This window comes from Morganella sp. Je.2.23 (assembly GCF_051129855.1).
GTDB lineage: Bacteria > Pseudomonadota > Gammaproteobacteria > Enterobacterales > Enterobacteriaceae > Morganella > Morganella sibonii.
This window is the reverse complement of sequence record NZ_JBCPSQ010000001.1, coordinates 361703-384409: the sequence shown is the minus strand read 5'-3', so window position 1 is coordinate 384409 and position 22707 is coordinate 361703. Positions and strand designations below refer to the sequence as shown.

General features: G+C 43.9%; 23 protein-coding genes. 11 read left to right on the top strand and 12 right to left on the bottom strand.

The annotated features are described in order from the left end of the window. The first annotated feature begins 304 nt into the window (after nt 1–304). Nucleotides 305–1219 (top strand): effector binding domain-containing protein, encoded by a 915-nt coding sequence (locus AAZR23_RS01775; protein WP_434690136.1) that lies wholly within the window; start codon nt 305–307, stop codon nt 1217–1219. On the opposite strand, the gene AAZR23_RS01770 is transcribed toward AAZR23_RS01775, so the two are convergent. After that, nucleotides 1214–1531 carry a thioredoxin family protein gene (locus AAZR23_RS01770; RefSeq protein ID WP_218427841.1) on the bottom strand — a complete coding sequence of 106 codons (318 nt, stop codon included), beginning with the start codon at nt 1529–1531 and terminating at the stop codon, nt 1214–1216. The genes AAZR23_RS01775 and AAZR23_RS01770 overlap by 6 nt on opposite strands. Nucleotides 1532–2567: 1036 nt before the next feature. Here AAZR23_RS01770 and AAZR23_RS01765 point away from each other — a divergent pair. From AAZR23_RS01765 to sfmF, 6 genes are all read left to right on the top strand, one after another. Beyond that, the gene (locus AAZR23_RS01765; protein ID WP_166707368.1) at nt 2568–2804 is read left to right on the top strand and encodes a helix-turn-helix domain-containing protein; all 237 of its coding nucleotides are present in this window, start codon (nt 2568–2570) and stop codon (nt 2802–2804) included. Nucleotides 2805–2959: 155 nt separating this feature from the next. Beyond that, nucleotides 2960–3508, top strand: coding sequence for a type 1 fimbrial major subunit FimA (gene fimA, locus AAZR23_RS01760; RefSeq protein WP_218427839.1), 549 nt, complete (start codon nt 2960–2962; stop codon nt 3506–3508). Between the two features lie 254 nt (nt 3509–3762). Continuing rightward, the gene (locus AAZR23_RS01755; RefSeq protein ID WP_317418783.1) at nt 3763–4410 is read left to right on the top strand and encodes a fimbria/pilus periplasmic chaperone; all 648 of its coding nucleotides are present in this window, start codon (nt 3763–3765) and stop codon (nt 4408–4410) included. 43 nt (nt 4411–4453) lie between these two features. Further along, a complete protein-coding gene (gene fimD / locus AAZR23_RS01750; protein WP_434690131.1) occupies nt 4454–7042 on the top strand; it encodes an outer membrane usher protein FimD in 2589 nt (862 codons plus the stop codon). 7 nt (nt 7043–7049) lie between these two features. Beyond that, complete coding sequence (locus AAZR23_RS01745) at nt 7050–8051, top strand: fimbrial protein (protein ID WP_166707365.1); 1002 nt, start codon at nt 7050–7052, stop codon at nt 8049–8051. 11 nt (nt 8052–8062) lie between these two features. Continuing rightward, the gene (gene sfmF, locus AAZR23_RS01740) at nt 8063–8596 is read left to right on the top strand and encodes a fimbria assembly protein (RefSeq protein ID WP_434690128.1); all 534 of its coding nucleotides are present in this window, start codon (nt 8063–8065) and stop codon (nt 8594–8596) included. A gap of 59 nt (nt 8597–8655) precedes the next feature. On the opposite strand, the gene AAZR23_RS01735 is transcribed toward sfmF, so the two are convergent. The 8 genes from AAZR23_RS01735 to AAZR23_RS01700 all read right to left on the bottom strand — a co-directional run bounded on the left by AAZR23_RS01735 (nt 8656) and on the right by AAZR23_RS01700 (nt 16080). Further along, a complete protein-coding gene (locus AAZR23_RS01735) occupies nt 8656–9432 on the bottom strand; it encodes an outer membrane protein (protein WP_218427837.1) in 777 nt (258 codons plus the stop codon). A 25-nt stretch (nt 9433–9457) separates the two neighbouring features. After that, a complete protein-coding gene (locus AAZR23_RS01730) occupies nt 9458–10018 on the bottom strand; it encodes a fimbrial protein (RefSeq protein WP_434690124.1) in 561 nt (186 codons plus the stop codon). Between the two features lie 17 nt (nt 10019–10035). After that, the gene (locus tag AAZR23_RS01725) at nt 10036–10863 is read right to left on the bottom strand and encodes a fimbrial protein (RefSeq protein WP_243846734.1); all 828 of its coding nucleotides are present in this window, start codon (nt 10861–10863) and stop codon (nt 10036–10038) included. Nucleotides 10864–11065: 202 nt separating this feature from the next. Then, on the bottom strand, nt 11066–13699 hold the full coding sequence (locus tag AAZR23_RS01720; protein WP_434690120.1) for a fimbrial biogenesis usher protein: 2634 nt from the start codon (nt 13697–13699) through the stop codon (nt 11066–11068). Nucleotides 13700–13733: 34 nt separating this feature from the next. Continuing rightward, nucleotides 13734–14414 carry a fimbria/pilus periplasmic chaperone gene (locus tag AAZR23_RS01715; protein ID WP_434690117.1) on the bottom strand — a complete coding sequence of 227 codons (681 nt, stop codon included), beginning with the start codon at nt 14412–14414 and terminating at the stop codon, nt 13734–13736. Nucleotides 14415–14466: 52 nt separating this feature from the next. Continuing rightward, nucleotides 14467–15009, bottom strand: coding sequence for a fimbrial protein (locus AAZR23_RS01710; RefSeq protein WP_434690115.1), 543 nt, complete (start codon nt 15007–15009; stop codon nt 14467–14469). 84 nt (nt 15010–15093) lie between these two features. Continuing rightward, on the bottom strand, nt 15094–15654 hold the full coding sequence (gene fimA / locus AAZR23_RS01705) for a type 1 fimbrial major subunit FimA (RefSeq protein WP_434690113.1): 561 nt from the start codon (nt 15652–15654) through the stop codon (nt 15094–15096). 105 nt (nt 15655–15759) lie between these two features. Then, the gene (locus AAZR23_RS01700) at nt 15760–16080 is read right to left on the bottom strand and encodes a helix-turn-helix domain-containing protein (protein WP_052926138.1); all 321 of its coding nucleotides are present in this window, start codon (nt 16078–16080) and stop codon (nt 15760–15762) included. Between the two features lie 1023 nt (nt 16081–17103). Here AAZR23_RS01700 and AAZR23_RS01695 point away from each other — a divergent pair. Then, entirely contained in the window at nt 17104–17436 is a 333-nt protein-coding gene (locus AAZR23_RS01695; RefSeq protein ID WP_052926139.1) for a DUF1971 domain-containing protein, read from the top strand. A 7-nt stretch (nt 17437–17443) separates the two neighbouring features. Continuing rightward, complete coding sequence (locus AAZR23_RS01690) at nt 17444–17785, top strand: DUF1869 domain-containing protein (RefSeq protein ID WP_046892630.1); 342 nt, start codon at nt 17444–17446, stop codon at nt 17783–17785. A gap of 51 nt (nt 17786–17836) precedes the next feature. Here the strand turns inward: AAZR23_RS01690 and AAZR23_RS01685 are convergent, their stop codons facing one another. From AAZR23_RS01685 to AAZR23_RS01675, 3 genes are all read right to left on the bottom strand, one after another. Beyond that, nucleotides 17837–18118: a GNAT family N-acetyltransferase gene (locus tag AAZR23_RS01685; protein WP_052926140.1), complete on the bottom strand. Its 282-nt coding sequence runs from the start codon at nt 18116–18118 to the stop codon at nt 17837–17839. A 17-nt stretch (nt 18119–18135) separates the two neighbouring features. Beyond that, nucleotides 18136–19068, bottom strand: coding sequence for a nucleoside recognition family protein (locus AAZR23_RS01680; protein WP_434690110.1), 933 nt, complete (start codon nt 19066–19068; stop codon nt 18136–18138). Nucleotides 19069–19301: 233 nt separating this feature from the next. Beyond that, on the bottom strand, nt 19302–19997 hold the full coding sequence (locus AAZR23_RS01675) for a DUF554 domain-containing protein (RefSeq protein WP_046892633.1): 696 nt from the start codon (nt 19995–19997) through the stop codon (nt 19302–19304). 506 nt (nt 19998–20503) lie between these two features. Between AAZR23_RS01675 and AAZR23_RS01670 the strand changes: the two genes are divergently transcribed. Together AAZR23_RS01670 and AAZR23_RS01665 are read left to right on the top strand one after the other, a co-directional pair. After that, complete coding sequence (locus tag AAZR23_RS01670; protein ID WP_166707355.1) at nt 20504–21193, top strand: ABC transporter ATP-binding protein; 690 nt, start codon at nt 20504–20506, stop codon at nt 21191–21193. Then, nucleotides 21193–22578 (top strand): ABC transporter permease, encoded by a 1386-nt coding sequence (locus AAZR23_RS01665; protein ID WP_218427829.1) that lies wholly within the window; start codon nt 21193–21195, stop codon nt 22576–22578. Before AAZR23_RS01670 ends, AAZR23_RS01665 begins: the two co-directional genes overlap by 1 nt. Nucleotides 22579–22707 lie beyond the last annotated feature (129 nt).

Genomic DNA, 22707 nt, shown 5'->3' with positions numbered 1-22707 from the left:
ATACGAATACAGTTATCGGCAAAAAAACCAAAAGTTATAATTTTTTGTTATTTTTTAAAATTTTGTTGTTTTTCAGATTAATAGCTACGCGATTTTTGCCGTTTCAAGATATTTTTCTGTTTGTATGTCTCAAAATCACATAAAAAAAGACAATTACTGATAAAAAAATACAAACCACCGCACGAAACATACAGATATTTACACTCCTTGCGGATATAAAAGGTAAATTCATTTAATATTATGAAGTTAACTTTTGTATCGCCCGATAACTGAGCGATATCACTCCTGACCGGTAATAAGAAGAATGAACATAGACGGGCTTCGCGGAAGCATTATCCAGAGTCTGGTTTTGTGGATTGAGCAAAATCTGGAATCTGATTTATCGCTGGATATCATTGCTGCACGGGCGGGTTATTCCAAATGGCATTTACAGCGTTTATTTAAAGAGCATACCGGGGTGGTTATCGGCAAATATATCCGTGCCCGCCGCTTATCCTGTGCGGCGAAAGCATTGCGGATCACCAGCAGCAGTATTCTTGATATTTCCGTGAAATACCGTTTTGACTCACAACAAACATTCTGCCGCGCCTTTAAATCACAGTTTAATACCACGCCATCCGCCTACCGCAAAAAAACGGGCTGGGACAGCAACGGGTTTTGTTTCCCGTTACAGGCTGAGAACCGGATTGCTTTTCAGGCTGAACTGACCGAATTACCGGAAATACAATTAGCAGGCTCACACCATTATCACCGGAAAAACCTGTCAGACTGGCAGACAGAAAACCGGCAGTTCCGGCGGGAATTCTGGACGCTGTTTTTTAAGGAAGTGGATATTATCCCGGCAGATTTATATGCTGTACATGCCCCGTATGAATCCACCGCAGACGATATCAGTTATGCCTATACGACCGCAGTTATTCCGTCAGTATTATCACCTGAAGGGCTCCGCAGGGCTTCACTGATCCCGGTGACCTTACCGGGCGGGTCTTATCTGCGAATCACCATTGACCCGGCCACACTGAAAGAGCTGCCCGGTGATTACCACAACATCATTCATGCCGCCTATTCCGGCACACTGGCCGAAATGAACCTGCTCCGCAGACGCGGCCCGGATATTGAGCACTATAAACTGCTGTCCGCAGACCGCCATGACGATTTTATTGCCAATGGCATGCAGTATGTGGAAGAGATTAATTACTACATCCCGGTCATGTTATAACAATGCGTTATGTACGGCTTCCCCGAATACGGAAGCCGGCTGCGGCCCGGAAATACGGGCAAATTCCTGACCATCCTTAAAGATCAGAACAACCGGTAATCCCCATACCGCGTATTTGGCTGCCAGTACCGGAGCCTGCATTACATTGATTTTTCCGGCCCGGACTGCAGCGGGAAAATGTGTTGCAGCCTCATCAAACTGATTCTCACTCCGGCGGCACGGTTCACACCACGGTGCATGAAAACGGATCACCGCAACACCGCTGCCGTGTTCAATACCGGCAAAATTGCTTTCTGTATAGTCCGGTATCATGCATTTTTCCCCTGTCAGAATGAAAATGATGGCTCTCATCAGAGCCTGTTTTTATAACGCAGCCACCGAAAAAACTAAAGTCTTCCGGATAACAGCCGATAATAACCTCTATCTCCATTACATCACATCAGACAACGCCATGATTAACATCATATTTTTATGTATGGCAATATATTCTGTCTTTTTTATCGGATAAATTATTATTCAGCCTAAATTTACTCACAATATGTGTTATTTTGCATTTACACTTTAAACTTGTGAACAGGCATATTGTGGCAATAATTTGTAATATTTCAGTCTCTTCGCATTTAAATCATTATAACACAATGAAGTATAATGATTTTTTTAATTTTACATTATGAAATACATGTTTTTATTGTGTTTATTTTATGTTTACAAACGCACGCAAACCTATAGTTTTAACCATTACAACTCATTTTTTATGTAAACACTTCATTTTTGTTAAAATACCAACCATTAAAATAGAATTTAAATCTATATATTTACAATATATTGGTTTATTAGTTTTAAATAATCATCGTTTGCGTTATTTTTTTACAATGAGACATTTTTGATTAAATATTGAATTGATTTTTTAATCATTAAGTATCAACATGTTACATGTAATTTAATGATAAATAGATAGTATTGCAGAATACAACGTGGTAACTTATACTTATTAAACAAGTAAAAGTAACAAATGAATTTAATATCCTTAATTATCAATGAATTAAAAACAACCTCAAAAATAAAGATATATGTTTTTAAATATTATAAAAATTGTTAATATTTTAAAAAGATTACAACGATCAAAAAATCGTTATTGATAGTCTTTGCCTTTCAATAACCGACCTTTGATCGTTATAACTAACTTTACTTAAAATCTGTAAGCGCTAATACTTAATCGCGAAATGCAACCACACCTTTCTGCCATATTTTATAACGACAGAATCTGTGTCTGTATTATCTGATTAGTTATTCAGAATACCTTGCATATTATTCCCATAAGAAACCCGGTAATTTTTGAGTACGACTCATGATGAATATAAATAAAATTGTTGGAGAACAAATCAGAGCACGCAGAAAAGAACAGGGATTATCCGGTTCAGAATTAGGTGATAAATTAAAATTAAGTCAGCAACAGGTTTCGCGCTATGAGCGCGGGGAATGCAACATTCCGCTTGATATGCTGTTTACTATTTCACTGGTTCTGGAAGTTCCTTTTGTAAAGCTATTCGGTGATCTGGATAAAAACCGGGATTACATATATTAATTTTTATTATTTTTTCATTTTTTCTTTTTTTCATTTCTGATACACACAACACTTAAATTGTGTCTGAAGGTTACATTCTTCAGATGTAGTGGTTTACTATTCTTTTAAGATAGTAAAATTTGAAGATGGCGTTTATTTTTTAGGAATTCAGTATTATGAAATTAAATATCATTGGTGCATCTGTTGTATCCGCTTTATTATTCTCCGCTGCTGCTTCTGCTGCAGATCCGGTTATTGTAAACGGCGGTAATGTTCATTTTACCGGGGAACTGGTTAACGCAGCATGTGCAGTCAGCACCGAAAGCAGCAATCAGACTGTGGAATTAGGTCAGTACCGTACGGCTAAATTAGCCGCTTCAGGCGACATGACTACTCCGGTTCCGTTCAAAATCAAACTGGTTGACTGTGACCCGGCTGTATCTGCAACTGCAGCTGTTGCCTTCGCCGGCCAGAGCATGGATGGTGATGCAACCTTATTAGCAGTAAGTTCAGGTACAAACGCACCGGCTGCACAGAACGTCGGTATTCAGATTTCTGACAGCACCTCTGCGATTTTATCACCAAACGGCAGCAAATTCTCAGCAGCTAAAACACTGAATGAAGGTACTAACGTATTAGATTTCTCTGCCCGTTATGTTGCCAAAGGTGCAACCACTCCGGGTCAGGCAAATGCTGATGCCACTTTCGTTGTTAAATACGAATAATCAATTACTGAACGTAATTAATTAAATAAATAAAAACTTTCTCTGTACAGAATTATTTTCTCTTAATTCTGACGATGGATTGTGCCTGTAACAGGGAGCAGAGAAAGTTTTATATATCACTACCTGTATTATAAGCCACCCCGGAAAATGAAATACCATACTCTATGCGTTATTTCTGACAGAGAATATTAAGAGGTACTTTTGTGATTTCTGATTATTTTAAAAATAGTGCATTGATATTGTTTTTCACACTGATGTCAGGGTTTGCTTATTCAGCATCAAATCAAAACTCAGGAATTGCTCTGGGTGCCACCCGGATTATTTATCCTCAGGATGCCAAACAAACCTCACTGTCTGTGATTAACCACAGCCCGAAAGAACGTTTTCTTATCAACTCATGGGTTGATAATGAAAATGGCAAAGAGAAAGATTTTGTTATCACACCACCGTTATTTGTAATGGAGCCTGCCAGCGAAAATATTCTGCGGATTGTTAACCTGGCTCAGGATTTACCGAAAGACAGAGAATCCATTTTCTGGCTGAACGTAAAAGCCATTCCGTCTGTGGATAAAAACTCGCTGGAAGGAAAAAACGTTCTCCAGCTGGCGATCCTTTCGCGGATTAAATTATTTGTCAGACCGGTGAATTTACCGATCCAGACAGAAGATGCGGCCGAAAAAATTATCATCACGCAGAAAAACGGCGCGATTACGATTGATAACCCGACACCGTATTACACCACTTTCGTCAATCTCATTTTAGACGGGCGTCCGCTTGATAATGTCATGGTTGCACCATTCAGTACCCATCAGATTGCCGGTAAAAGCGGCCGTAAACTGACCTATCAGACAATTAATGATTACGGCGGACTGCGCAAACAGCGCGAAGTGAATCTGAATTAAGGCATTCATTATTTTATTGTTGTCATGCAGGGAACAGGGTGAAATGAGTAACATCAAAAAGGTTTTCACACATACGCCGGTTTATTTTGCTGTGCTTGCGGCCGTGACGTGTTTTTTGCCTGCGGGAACCGCCGGTGCGAAACCTTCCTTTAACGCCGCGTTTTTAACCGACGACCTGTCTGATGCGGATGTCTCTGATTTATCCCGCTTTGAATCGGGTGGTTATCAGCCACCCGGTAATTACCTGGTTGAACTGTCCGTTAATAATGATTTTGTCTCCTCTTCTGAAATCACCTTTACCGAACTGAAAAATAAAGAGGGTGAGCCTTATTTATTCCCCTGCTTAAGTGCGGAGACCATTATGGGTTTCGGAGTGAATATCGCCCGGCCTGAAGAATTAACCGCGCAGGATAAACAGTGCTTCCCGTTTACCGAAAAAATTCCCGGTTCCGAATATCACTTTGATTTTCAGAAACAGCGGCTGATGCTCAGCTTCCCTCAGGCCAGCCTTTCCGGGCAGGCCCGCGGTTATATTCCGCCGGACAGATGGGAATCCGGTATCCCGGCGCTGTTTATGAACTATTTCGCGTCAGGGAATAATAACTCGGATAATACCAGCAGCTACTACGTGAGCATGAACTCAGGGTTTAACCTCGGTGCATGGCAGTTCCGTCAGTCCAGCTCCTGGAATTACAACAAAAGTAAAAATTCCAGCAACAGCCAGTGGCGCAGCCTGATGAACTATGTTCAGCGGCCGATCATTGCCCTGAAAAGTCAGCTGGTTATCGGTGACGGCAACTCGGACGGCAGCGTGTTTGACTCTGCCGGGTTCCGTGGTGTGCGGCTGTTTTCTGTCGATAATATGTATCCGGACAGCCAGCAGGGCTATGCCCCGACCGTACGCGGTATGGCGAAAACAGATGCCAAAGTGGTTATCCGCCAGAACGGTTATGTCATTTATCAGGTATATGTCCCGCCGGGCCCGTTTGTCATTAATGACTTAAACCCGGCCACTTCCAGTGGTGACTTACAGGTTACCATCGAGGAGAAAGACGGCACTCAGCAGCAGTATGTTGTGCCCTACTCCACACTGCCGGTACTCCAGCGTGAGGGCCGCGTGAAATATGATGTGATGGCCGGTGAATTCCGCAGCGGTAACAGTAACCAGGATAAACCGAAGTTTGTCCAGGCGACGCTGCTCGCCGGTCTGACACGGGATATCTCTGTTTATACCGGGACTCAGCTGGCGGACAAATATAAATCTGTACTGGTGGGTGTCGGTCAGAATATCGGCCGTTTTGGTGCGTTCTCCTTCGATATCACCCATGCAAACAGTGAACTGGCGGACGGTTCAAACCACAGCGGGCAGTCATTCCGTTTCCTGTATGCGAAATCCCTGAACACCACCGGAACCACGTTCCAGTTATTAGGTTACCGTTACTCAACCAAAGGCTTCTATACCTTAAATGATGTCGCCTACAAGCAGATGTCCGGGTATGAATATGCCCCGGACGGTGAAGATGGTGATAGCAGCAAACCGATCATTATTAATTACCACAATCTGCTCTATAACAAAAAAGGCCGTTTCCAGGTCAATATTTCGCAGTCATTTGATCAGTACGGTTCGCTCTATTTATCCGGTAACCAGCAATCTTACTGGAACCGCAGCGGTAAGGATGAATGGTATCAGGCCGGATATTCCAACAGCCGGAACGGGATAAACTATTCCGTTTCCCTGAGTACCACCAAGGCTCTGGAACTCAAAGAGCGCGATAACATGCTGTCGGTGAATGTGTCCGTGCCGTTCTCATCATTCTCGTCGCGTAACGCGCGCAGTAATGATGCCTTTAATAACGCGTATGCCACGTTCTCCGCCACCAGTAACTCCGGCGGCCGGGATGCTTACCGCGTTGGTGTGAACGGCACATTGCTGGAAGACAGAAACCTGAGCTATTCCGTATCACAGGGTCATGTCAGCCAGCAGGGCTATAACGGCTCTGCGGGGCTGGATTATCAGGGGACTTACGGTGATTTCGGGATCAGTTATAACTACGATCCGGATCAGAATCAGCTGAACTACCGGGCTTCCGGGGCGGTGCTGCTGCATGAAAACGGATTTACATTCGGCCAGTCAATCAATGACACCACCGTGCTGGTCAAAGCACCGGGTGCCGCTGGTGTGGCGGTGGAAAACTATACCGGTGTGAAAACGGACTGGCGCGGTTACGCCATTATTCCTTATGCCTCCGCCTACCGGAACAACCGTATCGCACTGAATCCGGACTCATTTAATGACAATACGGAAATAAAAAATAACGTACAGAACGTAGTGCCGATCAGCGGTGCGGTCGCCCGTGCCACGTTTGATACCAGTATCGGTATCCGGGCGCTGCTCACCCTGACACACAACGGTAAACCGATCCGCTTCGGCAGTATGGTGCAGGAAACCGGCTCGCAGATCAGCAGCATCGCTGATGATGACGGGCGTGTATATTTAACCGGCCTGCCGCTGACCGGAAAATTACTGGTGCAGTGGGGAAATCAGCCGGGTGACCAGTGTACAACCGACTACGATTTTACCCGTCAGGAAATCAAAGGACCGTTACTGCGGACCGCGCTTGAATGTAAATAGAGAGTTAATGATGAAAAAGAGATATGCAATCCCGTTATTAATGGCATTTTTACCTCTTCCGGCGCTGGCAGTGGTGTGCAGTAATGCCTCCGGCGGGGTCAGTGAAGTGTATTATGATCTGACGGACAGCTTTACATCCGCCAATAACCAGGTGGGTCAGGTAAAAGTATTAACCAAAAACTTCAGTGAACGGGTTGAAGGGATCTGCCCTGTCCACTCCGGTAATAACCGGACAATGCGAAGCTATGTCGCCAATATGCCGGTGGTGGAAACGGAAGGAGCTTATAAATACCTCCAGCTGAATGATTACCTGCGCGGAGCGATGAGTATTATTGACAGCTCCGCCGGTACTTTTTATCCGCCTCAGGACTATGTTCTGATGGGAACACACCCTAACGTTACCAAGGGCAAGCCGTTCGGCATCATGGACAGTAATTTTACGTTCCGTCTGAAAGTTACCCGGCGTTTTGTTGACCAGGTGGTGATCCCGAAAAAAACACTGTTTACCGTATATGTCACCACGGCGAATAACGACCCGTTAAGTACACCGGTTTATACCATCAGCTACAGCGGCGTGATTAATGTGCCGCAGCAATGCAAAGTCGGCGTTAATGATATTGTGGTCATTAACTTCGGTAAAATCGGCTCACAGTTATTCAGCCAGGCCGGTGCCGGAAATAAACCTGCCACGGTGAATAAAAAGCTCGAAAATATCGCAATACAGTGTACCAACGTAGAAGCCAAGGCTTATCTGACACTGCGTATCGAAGCCGAAAAAGTCAGCGGCAATATGATTGTCTCTGATAACCCGGATGTCGGTTTTATGGTTGGTGATAAAGACGGCAACGCATTAACGCCGAATAATATCGGCAGTGTTATTCCGTTCCAGCTTGATGGCGCCGGGTCGGCGCGTACTGCAATTACCGCCTGGCCTGTCAGTGTGACAGGAAATAAACCGAAAGAAGGTGTTTTCCAATCCCGCGGATATTTACGCGTAGACTACGAATAACAGGCACGGCAATGAAAAAAAGAATATCACAGGCTCTGTTTCCCCTGCTGTCCGGCTGGCTGCTGATCCATTCCGCCGCCGCCTATGAACTTGGCCGGGTGAATATTGAGCTGTCCGGTGAAATTGTGGCTTACAGCTGCGGGGTTGAAGTCTCTCAGGCAAATAAAAAAGTGGAGCTGGGACGCTGGGCACTGAAGAATTTCCGTGCCGCCGGAGATAAAACACAATCAATGCCGTTCAGTTTTCAGTTGCAGAACTGCCCGCCCTCTTCTGCTGTCACTTTTGTTTTCAGCGGTAAGAAAGATAAAACGGACAGCTCATTGCTGGCCATAAATGAAGGTGCGAGTGCGGCGGGATCTGTGGCGGTCGAAATTCTAGACAGTCAGAAAAAGCGGATTCCCATGGAGATCAAAAGCCCGAAAATCGCCATGGATATTAACGGTAACGGTCAGGCACAATTTTATGCCAATTATATCGCCACCGCTGACCGCCCGACACCCGGCATTGCCGATGCGGACGCCACTTTTATGATTACCTACGACTAATCAGAATATATTCCCCGGGGTTCCGTCTCTGCAAAACAACCGCAGAGACGGACAACGGATTAAAAATGATACCGGATACCGGCGTACAGCAAATGTAATTTCACATCTGTATTGGTATACCCTGTTGCGGTATTAAGACCGTTATGTGCCGTAATTCTGTTTTCCGCCGAGCCGGCATCCGTATAGGAATAACCGGTATCCAGTGAAATATTGTCATTAATATTCCACGAAATTCCCGCCCCCGCAGACCAGGCCAGATTAGTCACACTTTTTGATGCCCCGGCACTGAGTGCCTGCCCTGCCACATTAGTATCCCAGGAAACCTCATTGCGGATAAATGCCGCACCGGCACCGGCCATCAGATAAGCACTGATCTCATTATTGACCGGAATGTCATAATACACATTCACCATCAGCGTATCCGCTTTCGTTTTCATATACAGCGAAGACTTTGACGGCAGCGGAAAGGTATTATTTTTCTGATTATGCCAGTATCCGGAAACGGAAGGTGAAAAAGACATATTATCATCCTGCTTCCCGTAATGCTGAAATGCGAGTTCAACACGGACAGGCTGATAAGTATCACCGGTGAACTGATACCCGACCGCGATCCCCGGAGAAAAAACTGTCTCCGTTATATTTTTCAGATTTTCTTTTTCAATATTATAGGACAGAGCCCCCGCCGTCATGCCGGAACCCTGTAATGAATTATCCGTTGTTTTTAATAGCCCGGCCCCGGCTTTGGCTGAAATATAAAAACCCGGTTGTGATGCGGAAAATGCGTGTGCGGAAGCCAGAACCAGCAGACCGCCTGTCAGTAATTTACTCTTTATCATTTATAGTGTTCCTGAAAATTAAATATCAGAGATATTCCAGCGTAAAGGTTGCCTGAGAATTTGCAGTGCCCGCACCGACCGGGTTACCGGTGGCAACATATTGTGCATAAAATTCCAGCGGAATATTTGTTGCATCCGGATAAAGCGGATACACGATGGTTTCTGTATTGGGTTTTACAGTATTCTTATTTCTGTCAAGAATAGAAATCCCGAGATTTGTGGCTGTACTGCCGGCATCAAGTTTAAACAGCGTATTATTTACAGAATCCGCCGTACCTGAAAACGTCACTTTTACCCCTGCTGCCAAAGGCCCGCAATCAATCAGGTTTATCGTAAACCGCTTTGGCGGCACGCCCCGCGGCGTTTCCTGAAATTGCTTTACTGCCCACGTTCCCAGGTCAACTGTCTGATTCATTGTGCCCGGCGTAATGGTACAGGCATTGGAAACCAGATTGGCTTTCATAATTAAGTTAATACTGCCGATATCCGAAACAGCAGCAGGACTGAATATGGCCGCCAGTAAAACAGCCAGAATTCCTTTTCTGCGCCCGGCTCCGGAAAATTTATAATTTGTACTTTTCATCATCAGTATCCTCCGGAGAATTACGGGAAATCAATCCGCAAATAAGCCTGCGATGTTACCGGGCCTTCATCAGGCCTGACACCTGTAACACTGGCCGGATACACCCGGATGCGTGCATTCGCCCGTGTATTTCCGTCAAGATAAAAGGGAATAAAACTCGACAGATTATTTGGTGTCAGTTCTTTATCACTGCTGTCAGTAACAATAAACCCGACATCACTGTTGTTGGAAATCACAATATTTCCGGCGACGTTATTCGCCTGCAAACGCATATTCAGGTTTGTTCCGGCAGCAATATTATCGCAGGTCACCGATAACGTGCTTTCCTTCGGATTCACGCCCTGAGCCCTTGCACCCGCCGCTTTAAATGCACCGGTTGACACATTACCAAAATCCACCATTACGGTTTGTCCGGCATTAATTGAGCATGTCTGCGGAACGGTAATATTCAGAGATAAATAAATATTCTGCACTACCTGGGGTGAAGCACAGTTATCCGGCTGGCAAAAACCGAACTGACCAATCAGAATATTTTTTGAATAGGTACCACTGACAATTTTCCTGTCAATGCGGATTCGGCTCTGCCAATCACGGGCAAATATAGTAATGTTCCCGCCATTATTATAATCTACCGGCGTACAGTTTCCGTTACCGTAAACCCGTTCATTAAAAGGCACATAGATTTTCCCGGTGCTTCCGATACAGGGAGAATCCCGCCCCAGTGCCACAGAAATATAATCATCAACCCGTTTGAATTGCCAGTTAGTTGCATGAGACTGCGGTGACGGAATTGTATCACCATTAAATTTCGCCCATTGCATAAGATAACCATTATGTGTTGCCTTCATGTGAACATCAGGCGATGTTATTGTGTTACTGTTAATCTGTGCACCGGTATTATTTTCATTTGATGCCAGATTTTGTTCTATTTTAAGATAGACATCATTACATCCTGAAGTACAGGTTACCGCATAGCTGTTTGCACAAAACAGAAGTAAACCTGATAACATTATTTTACGCATAATTAAAACTCACTTTACCAGATTAATGTTATAAACAGCGGGCACTGATATTGCTGATCGGGGTATTACTTCCGGCCGTTAAATGATATTCAGCCGTGCATTGTGAATCTGCACTATTTCCCCAGACAATATTCAGTTTTCCTGTTTCCGGCAGACCTGACATAAATGCGACACCATCGTCACCGACAATATTGGCTTTACCGGTATGCTCATCAGTAACAATCGCCCCGAACGGCACAGCTTTTCCGTTTTTCTGCAACAGCGTCACCATGGCTTTCAGACCAATACGGGATTTGAAATTCGCTTTCACAATAGCGCCCTGAACCGGAACCACATAATCAACAGCATTATCCAGTTCTGCATTATCCGGCAATGTGGTGATATCCAGCGCAACACGGTTATTCCGGTAAGCGGTGGCATTCGGAATAACGGCATAGCCGCGCCAGTCGGTGAAAACACCGGTTTCATTTTCAACAGACGTATCCTTAACACCCGGCGCTTCAACTAATATATTGGTCTGTCCGAGCGGCTGACTTAAGGTAATACCATTCTGATGTGCCAGAACACCACCACGAACGGTATAAGTCACCTGCTGCCAGTTCTTTCCGTAGTTATAACCGGCTCCCGCCTCACCATAGCCGCCCTGATAATTCACAGACGCACTGCCGGATGCGCTCTCACCTTTATTCGCATATCCCTGCTGAATATTATAATTAAGATTATTGTCCTCAAGTAATGTGCCTGAAATACCCAGCTGCTGAGAGACTTTGTTGTTATCATCTCTTGTCAGCGTATAGGTGGAATAGATATTATTCCGGGATCCGGTAATATCTGCGGCATCCCCGCTGCCAAACCAGCGGCTTAATGGCACTGAAACATTAAATGCTATCCGTTTATCTTTATCCGATAACCCGGCAGATTTATTTTGTGACCAGTTCACACCATAGGTTATATCTTCCCAGTTACCGTTATAACCAAACTGAAGTGACTGATCAGTTTCATTTGTTCCCCAGTATGTCTGGTGGCTGCCGGTAATATAAACTGATCCGTAACCGTCAAACTGCTGACTGATATTAACCTGATACTGCCCCTGTTTGGTATAATAGAGATTATGATAATCAATAATCTCAGCATCTTTATATTCAGCGCCATCCTGGGTTCTGATATTATACCCGCTCATCTGCCTGTAGCTGGTTTCACTTAATGTATAATAACCTTTGGTAGAATAACGGTATCCCATCAGCTGAAAGTTTGTTCCCAGTTCGTTCAGCGATTTGGCATATAAAAAGCGGACGGACTGTCCCTGTTTATGCTCACCATTCGGTAACCGGCTGTTTGCCTGGGTAATATCTGCTGAAATTGCCCCCCATTCCCCCAGGTTTTTCCCGGCCCCCGCAGAGAAAGCCCGGTAATTATCAGATAACTGTGTTCCGCCATAAACGGTCACACCTTCGGATAAACCGTGGCTGATCGTTCCCTGCCAGAAATCCGGACTGTTTTGCATTGATGAACCGGAACGGAATTCCCCGGCTGTTACTTCATATTTTGTCCGGCCTTCACGCTGTAACATCGGTACAGCAGAATACGGCACGGTAAACTGCGTGATTGTGCCGTTATTTTCTTTAACTGTGACATCTAAATTACCGCTGCTGGACGTTGCATACAGATCTTTTATTTCGAACGCACCGGGTGAAACATATGACTGGTATATAACATAGCCATTCTGACGGATCGTGACCTGTGCATTACTGTTGGCAACGCCTCTGACTGTCGGTGCAAAACCCCGCATGCTGTCCGGCAGCATATTATCGTCAGACGCCAGTTTTACCCCTCTGAAACCCACACTGTCGAAAATATCATTTTCCGTAAAGCTGTCACCGATTGTCAGCTGACTTTTCAGCGGAATGATTGCTTTCTGCACATAAGTACGGATGTTATTCCACTGACTGTTATCTGTGCGCCGGTCAGATGTGTAGTTCCAGGTACTGGCGTTTCTCAGTTGCCAGGAGCCAAGGTTAACGCCGCTGTCCAGATTTAAAAAATAGTTATTATATCTCTCATCATTTTTTGTATCTTTACTGTGGCTGCCGGTAAAACCATAGTTCAGTAACAGAGCATTAATACCGTTCTGCCATTCTGACGGCGGAATATATCCGCGGATATTATTGATAAACGACGCCTGCGGGATTTCTATATACAGTTTCTGATCTTCAAAATCAAAACGGGCCTGTGATTTATCATATGTTGATTGAAAATCCACACAACTGTCATTCAGTAATATGGCATTACTGATATCAATATTGTATTTTTTAAACCAGTCAGTGGTTAAACAGGGTATTAAGCCGGTATCATCACTGCCCGGTTTTATTTTTCCGTCTTTTTCAGTACCGACAAATAAGATATCCTGCGTTGCCACATACTCACCGTTGAGAAAAACCTCAACCCGGTAGTCACCCGCAGCCTGTCCCAGACCTTTATCAAAACGGCTCAGATCAGCAACCTCATTACCATTATCAGACAAGAATGCAGGGTTAAAAAACTCACCGGCATAGCTGTTTTTAATAATGGCTATATTGCCTGTTATCATTGCACATGAAAGCATTAACATTATCTTGTTAAATTTAAAGCATGGCAATCCTTTCAGCAGAGTTAACTTCTGCATAAAATGCGCTCCGTATAAAATAAGATAATAATGGTTAATATGAATTAACGCTGATTACCGGTGTATTAGCACCATAGTCATTAATGGTCTGATACGATATCCCGCCGGCAACCGGTTTTTCTGTGTTAATTATTTTTTCAGCGAATGGTGCGATCATAAAACTCTCTATTTTTTGATCAGCCGCTTTCATATTTACCACCGTCAGATAATAGGGTGACGGGTTAGTGACATTTATACCCCCGCTGACCTTATTAAACTTAAGCATTTTATATGCATCACCCACCTTTACCGGCAGACCTTCAGGGCGGACAAACATTTTTATCCTGGCCAGAACGGCTATCTGAAGTACGTTTTTATCTGCTATCTGTTCGCGATCAACGGACGGGATCGCTTTACTGTTCAGCCAGAATAAACTCTCTCTGTCTTTGGGTAAATTTGCGCCTGTATTAATAATTTTTATCGTATTTTCACTTTTTGGTTTACTGACAAATAAAGGAGGTGTAACCGTAAATTCCTTTGTTTTTTGATCAGAGGCATCATCTATCCAGGACTGAATCAAAAACCGGTTTTTATCATCGGTATTCGTGACAGCCAGAGACACCTGTTTTGCCTCCATCGGATAAATAATCCGGGTTGCACCCAGTGCAATTCCGCCTGCCGATGCCACCGCCGGAAAAAGTAATGCGATGATAAAAGAAAACAATATTTTTCTCATATTAAATGCTGGCCTGTACATTATTTAAATCCCCGCAGAGAGTATTTAATTATTATTTATATGTTAAATGAAACCATACTGATGCATTGGCTTTCCCGCCGGTTACCTGCATATCGGTTGATCTGTATCTGGCATTAAAATGTAATACATTTTCACCTTCGTGAAAGTTGATCCATTTTGATGGCATATTGTCTGGAATGATAATATCTCCGTCACTATCCAGAATAGCTATCCCCACACCTTTGGCCGTTTCATCACTATCTTCAAGTTTAATTATTTGCGGATCTTGTTCGTTAATATAACCAAAAACAGAAAGTCCCACTTTGCTGCTTACCGCAGTGCTGCAATTGGTTATTATCAGTTTAAACGGAATATTGCCTGAATAACTGCCGGTTCCCTTAAACTGATTGGTTCTGAATTCACCCATATCAATAACATCATTTTCGCTGTTTGTTGAAAGGGTACATCCGGCTTCCACTAACCCGCCTCTTAAATGCACCATTCCCCCGTCAATAATGGTATGGGTATTATTTCCGGCATAAGCGCCGGCAGAAAAACCGCACAATAAAAATACCGTGCTGATTAATTTATGCATTTATCTCACTCCAATCGGCAAACAGTGACCCGGTCACCCGGGCCACTGATAACGCGCTAACGGGTTCGGCAATAAAAGGCGGTTTTATTGGTACTGCATTGTGAAGGTCGCATCCGCATCCGCGCCGCCCGGTGTTACTGAGGCCTGCGTTGAAATATAGTTTGCGGAGAAATTCAGGACATTGACACCATCAACTAAATTTTGCGCCGTTGAGAAAACAGAACCGTCCGGTTTCAGCACCTGTCCCAGATGGTCTGCGATCTGAATACCAACACCTTTGGCGGCACCGGCTGAACCTCCGCCGATATTACTGGTCTGCAATGCCGTCGGATCATCTGCGGAAGATAATCCGGAAAATGAAACAGATGCCTTGGTTGATACGCTGGTATCACAGTCTTCTAATTTAATAGAAAACGGCACATTACCGGATTTTTTCCCCTTGGCATCAAAAAATGCAGTGCGGTACTGCCCCATATTGACCGTCTGATCAGTAGAGTCAGCGCTGACAGCACATGCCGCGTTCACAATTCGTCCGGTAAAGTGAACAGTGCCGCCGGTAACCGTTGTCGCCGCCATGCTTAACTGACTTGCTGATAATACGGTGAGAGCAACCACAGACATAACTAAACGTTGTTTATTCAACATACGCTTTATTCCTCATTGTTAATTTTATTTACTATTAAAATATTATTATTGACGACAGGCAGGTGACTTAGCCTGCAAAAGAATTATTTGCTCCATATTGTTATATTACCGGCCTTCCTCCTTTGTTTTTAATCGGTGGTATTTACTCATATTCAAATCAGAGTAAAACAATCCCAGTTCATTAAATATCCTGACAACTTCTTCCGGACTCATTTTTAGTGAAGAAAAAAATCGAAAAAGGATAACGATGTTAAAGTTTGTTAATCCGTTCTCATAACGTGATATTTGCTGTTGACTGATATTGAGTGTTGCGGATAATTCCTGTCCGCTTATGCCTAATTCTTTCCTTCTCAGTCGTAACAAAGCCCCCAAATACCGGTTGGCGTCATATTCGACAAAAAATCGCACAGTGTCTAATGATTGCATAAAAATACCTTGTGCTTTAGATAATATAAATTCTGTAAATACTCATGTTAGTAAATGCGATGATGCATTTGTTTATTTACCTGAGACTAATAATACTGAGATTCAAACATTTTAATCCAATAGTTATTTACGCCTTTAACGTTCATTAATGATAGATTTTGCCTATTGAATTGTATTAATCCAATAACTAATAATTATTTAAAATCAATAAAGACATAATTAATCACTACATATCATATAGTTACAAAAACACCCCGCATACAAATTGAAACATTTAGTTACAAGTGTTAAAACTATAAATTTAAGAGATAACAGATTTTACATCCTGAAAAACAGCAATTAACAATTAATTATTTCAATATTGTTTGATCTTGATTTAAATTAGATAAATAAAACCATGCGATAACCGATACGCAACATAAAATATTATTCACACTGATATTTTTCTATCTATTTATTCATAATATGTAATTATATCCTTTATTGTTGTTATTTTGTCCGGGTGAGATTAGATATTGAGTAATATATCTGTTTTTGCGTAAAATATAATCGCGCTTTAATTAAGAATAAGTCTCATCACGCAGATTTATACTTTTTTCTTTTTCACTCAATAGCATCACAATAATTAACCAATATGATTCATATTGTTTTAATAATTAATAATGCTAATACAACGTAAAATTTATCTGCACCGCTAATATGTATTATTCCCATGCCACCATTCCGGGGCCGGGATGTAAACGCACGAATAACCATGTAATAAACATGTGTAATTAACAGGTATGGTATTACGGCACGGTATTGGCAGGTATGGCATTGGCGGACATGACATTGGCTGACATAGTATTCGCTGACATAGTATTCGCTGACATAGTATTCACTGACATAGTTCCCTGCCGGATTTTTTATCGCCAACGGGTAATTTGTGCTTTTTATCAAAGTTGCATCTAAAATACCTTTTAAAATTTGAAAAATATTTTAAGATTATATCTTAATCATTTGTTTGGTTTCAGGAGAGCACAGATGGATCGCATCATTATCCCGACAAACTACATCCATGTCCGGAGCACCCCGCTCTGGACCAAAGAAACAGCACCGAAGTCTATCTGGCAAAGGCATCTCGATAAAGGAACACGTCAGGGCGTTTACCCTAAACTCTCTGTTATGCAGGGCACGATTATTTACTATTCCTATGCGGATGAAACCAGCCCTGAGCCGACCGATACCCTGGTGATCGAAGCCGGACAGTTCGGTGTCTTTCCGCCGGAAACCTGGCACCGGATAGAAGCGGCTACTGACGATACTGTGTTTAATGTCGATTTTTATGTCGCCCCAGAGATTCTGACCGAGGAGTAACACAATCATGAACGACGAAAACAAAGGTTTTTTATTAACACTGAGCAACGAACGTAATCATCTGACAGCGGAAAAACGCTTTCTTAATCCGAAAAAATTATATATTCCTGAGATTGCAGCAGAAGAAATTGCATTGCTGGTCAGTGAATTAGACGGTAAAGAAAAGATTAATGATGCGGCACTGATGGTCACCATGACCAATAGCAATAATGGCGTTTCAGTGGATAAAGACGTGGATTCCGCCGCGGCGCTGGCTGACCCGGAAAATGCAGCGCAAATCGTCAAAGATCTGATTAATATCATCCGCGGCTATGATATGGATGAAGAAACCAATATCTGCGGATGGTAAGCGTTTATCCGCTCTGTGAGGGGAAAGCGGTTTCCCCTCACGAAGAGCGTATTACCCGGCGTGGCGGATATCGTCATACTCTCTGGTTTTATCAAACACACTTTTGGCAAACGGACAAAGCGGAATAATTTTCCGGTTTTCACGGCGCATTTTCTCAACCACTGCCGCGACCAGTTTATTACCGACTTTCTGCCCGCGCAGACTGTCATCGACCATGGTATGGTCAATAATCGCCAGATTATCTCCGGTATACACAAAGGTAATTTCCGCTATCCGGCGTTTACCGTCCTCAGAAAGAATATAAAAACTGGTTTCATCTTCACGAATATCCATCACTTATCTCCTCCGGCTTAAAATAATACTATATGCAAAACCGAGCGGATGAGAATACCGATCAATGCTGCCGGGATCACATAACGAAATAAGCGGACAAACCGCGAACTGATACCGAGAAAAATCCCGATACCCGGTAAATCAAATGTCTGGATCAGTAATCCGGCAGAGGCATTAATCTGACCGGCCGTCACAGCCCCCTGTTGCACCAGGTCAGAAATCACCCCGAAATACGCAGTTCCCCCGGCCACACATTTCACCAGGGCAGGCAGGACAAAGCTGTCCGGAATATGCAGAATATTGAGCACCGGCATCAGAATATGATGCAGCCATTCAATAATCCCGGCGGCCTGCATTAATCCGACAATAGATAATGACAGGATCAGCATCGGAATGGCACCGAGTGCCAGACGGATAGCATCCGCTCCCGCGCTGTTGATCACTGCCAGAATCCCCTGATTATTCTGCTCCGCATCCGGCAGCGGTTCTGAACCGGCAGTCTCTGCCGCTGATAAACGCCGCCCGGTGACATACCAGGTAAACGCTGCCGCACACAATCCTCCGGCAATCGAAATAATAATAGAGGTTGTCCAGTGCAGACCGAACGGCATCAGCGGATAAAACACATTCCCCTGCCCCATGGCAAAACACATCGCCAGCGTTGCGGTCATATGGCGATCAGATACACCCCGTTTATCCATAATCGCGAGTGTCGCCAGCGGCGCGGCAAAACTGACAAAATTTATCTGGATCAGTGCAAATGCACTCATCCCGGTTAAGCCGAAGGGTTTAAGCAGCGGTGCCAGCCAGCGGACAATCACATCCAGTACGCCCCTGACAGAGAGATATTTCATTATGATCAGCATGACGACCATAATCGGTAATAAGGTATAAAGCGCGACATCAACGGATGCTTTACCCGCTGAAATGATAATACTGATAACATCCATGAAATGAATACAGAAAATAACGGAATAGGTTTTCCGGATTATAACCCTGATACTTCAGAAGTAATTCAATTTCTCGGATTATCTCAAATAAAGCAGATAAATATATCCAATCCTGTATTTTCGGATATTTTTTTCAGCCGGACGTCATCCTGCGGGATGAATGACCAAATAATAACCCCGCATGATAGTATGCGGTTACCCGCTGTTCCGATCCGGCTGATTTATCACATTATTCAGAAATATGACCAGAGCAGCGACATTGGCATCACCAATACCAGTGCCGGAAGCAGATTAATCACCGCAAACAGTTTAATACCGCAGATCCGAAGCCCGGTCGCAATTAATAATACTCCGCCCGCCGCAGTGAAATCCGCCATCATTGCCGGTGTGGTAAACGGCATTAATAATACGCCCCCGCCCGCCAGCATAAGCTGAATAATCAGCATCGGCGCAGCAATAACCGACACCGCAATGCCCAGTGAACAGGCAAATATCATCGCTGTGAAAAAGTCCATAAAGGCTTTGGTCAGCAACACGGTCGGGTCACCGGTCATTCCTTCATGCATCGCCCCGAAAATTCCGGTACCGCTGACACAGAACAGAAAAATCAGCACCACATAGTTTTCAATAAAACTTTCCTGCGCTCCGCCCCGCGCCGGAAGCCACATTTTTACTTTACCGGCGACGGTATTGATTTTATTTTCCAGGCAACACAGTTCACCGATAACCGCCCCGAGCAGCACCGACAACACCATCACCGGCATATTGGCACATTTGATAATCAGTAAAACCCCAATCCCGAGTGATGCCAGCCCGAATACTGACGGCATCGATGTCCGGATACGTTCCGGCAGCCGGTGGCTTAACCCCGCGCCGGCAATTCCGCCAATCAGTACCGCGGCGGCATTAATAAAAGGTCCGGTAACCAAAACTGACTCCTGCTGTTTTTATTTGAATCTCATTATTATACGGAACCGGTACAATACTGTACGTGTACCTGCCGGCAAAACAGGCGCAACAAAACAAAAAAATCGTGTATTGACTCTCACGTTACATAAGGCCGCAGCCTGTAAGCCGGACCGGTGCCGGTTACGCCTTCATAGCACGCAGGAAAATCCGGATGACACCGGAGACCGGATAATTTCCGCTTAACGCTATTCCGGCTGAATAACAGAAACAAATATATGGTTTTCTCAAAAGCTATCTGCTGAACCTGGTGGCTTATAACATCATTTGTTCAGGTTTATTTAATTAATCCTGCATATAGTAAAATATACCAATATATTATTTTATATATCGTATTTTTATCTTATCACTATTACTACGTATTGCTACGTGGTTCATTATAAGAACATTCCAGTATTTGGTATTTATAATGTGAGATACCTTATCGCAGATTAAATTTTACATTTTGATATTACAGGGATATTTGTAAATGTACGCAGTAAAAATAAAAGATGTTAATAAAAGTTATTACCTGGGAAAAATTCGTGAAACTGCCCTCAGAGATATTAACATTAATATATCACCACAATGTTTTACTGTTTTGTCCGGAAAATCAGGCAGCGGAAAAACCACATTGCTGAATCTTATCGGCGGGCTGGATACACCGGATAACGGAGAAATTATCATCTCCGGACAAAAAATGAATAATATGAATGATAATCAGAGAAGTACATTCAGACAGCAAAATCTGGGGTTTATTTTTCAGAATTTTAACCTGATCCCTGTATTAACAGCGTATGAAAATATTGAAATTCCGTTGATCCTCCGCCGTATGCCACCGGCACAACGCCGCCGTGAAGTAACACATATGCTGGAATGTATCGGAATGGACAGTAAATTAAATTCATTGCCCAACCAGCTTTCCGGCGGTCAGCGCCAGCGCGTGGCAATTGCGCGGGCACTGATTCATCAGCCGAAACTGGTTCTTGCCGATGAACCGACAGCAAACCTGGACAGTAAAACAAGCGAGTCAGTTTTGCAGTTACTGAGAACATTACAGACAGAATATAAAACATCCGTTGTTTTTTCCTCTCATGACCCGATGGTCATTGAGCAGGCCGATGATATTTTTCTGATCAGTGACGGAATAGTCACCTGCAAGCCGGGAGTCAGCGGCTGATGCAAACATTCAAACTTGCTTTGCGTAATCTTCTCCGTAACCGGCGGCGAACCTGTTCCACATTGTGTGCCATTATTATTGGTGCAATCAGTATTCTGTTATTCGGGGGCTATAATCATTCTATTGAATATAGCCTGAGAACGACCTTTGTCCGTGATATCGGTCATCTTCAGATTCAGCACAGAGATTATTTCAGTGAGGGAATGGCGAATCCTCAAAAATACAGTATTCATAATTACCAGGAAATTATTGATGCCATTTCCGCTGATCCTGAGTTAAGCAAAATGATTAACATCAGTGCGCCCATTCTTCTGATAAATGGTATTGCCAGTAATTATTCTGCCGGAACATCAAGACCGGTTTTAATATACGGAACAGAGTCTGACAGCCAGAAAATATTAGGTCAGTGGGATGAGTACCAATTAGGTAAAGGTATCAATATCCGTAATATTCCGGATAAATCAGTGCCGGATGCAGGATTAACAGGAAAGGGACTAAGCCGCCTGCTGAAACTGAATGAACCGGAAGATACCGTATCCGCAGATAACAGCCGGGAGAATAACGAAGCGGAATCACTGCCGGATGACCTCGCTCAGCTGGTACAGGATACCCGGTCAGAACGTAAACCGGATTCCGGAAAATATATCGAGTTACTGGCGGCATCCGCAGGCGGAGCCCCGAATATCGTGAGGATGAAAGTCACCGGTATTCAGCCGCAGGCAGCCCGTGAACTGGACGATAATTATGTGAATGTGCATTTAAATCAGGCACAGCAGCTTTTATACGGTAACGGCGACCACGGTGTGACAGCCATTGTTCTGCAACTGAACCATTCTGATCAGATGGATGAAGCCAGGGAACGATTACAGCAATTACCGGCACTCACATCTGCGGATGTACCGCTGGCCATACTCGACTTCATGCAGTTACAGCCGCTGTATAACCAGATTCTGGCTATGTTCGGAAAGTTATTCAATTTTCTGCTCGTCATTATTCTCTGTATTACGTTATTTACTATCGGAAATACCATGAGTATGGCGGTACTCGAAAGAACAACTGAAATCGGCACTCTGAGAGCCGTCGGGTTAAAACAGCGTGATATCCGGAATCTTTTTCTTAATGAAGGAATATTGCTGGGGGTTATCGGCTCAGTGGCGGGTGTGGCTTCTGCACTGCTCGTGGCTGCTGTTATCAATATTTCCGGCCTGACATGGCAGCCGCCGGGGGTTATAGCGCCTATTCCTGTCCGGATAAAAATATGGGGAGAATTCGTCATGATAGCCAGTGTGGTGGGAACACTGATGGTGGCCGCCGTCGTATCTTCCTGGTGGCCGTCACGGAGAGCCGCCAATGTCTCAATTGTTGAGGCATTACGATACATATAACCGCCATCATAAATCAGCTAACAGGACGTAACTAAAAATGACAGTTAAAAAAACATGGTTAATATCGCTGTGTGCGTTATGCATATTATCAGTGACAGCCCCGGCAATGGCTGAAATAAATGCTCAGGA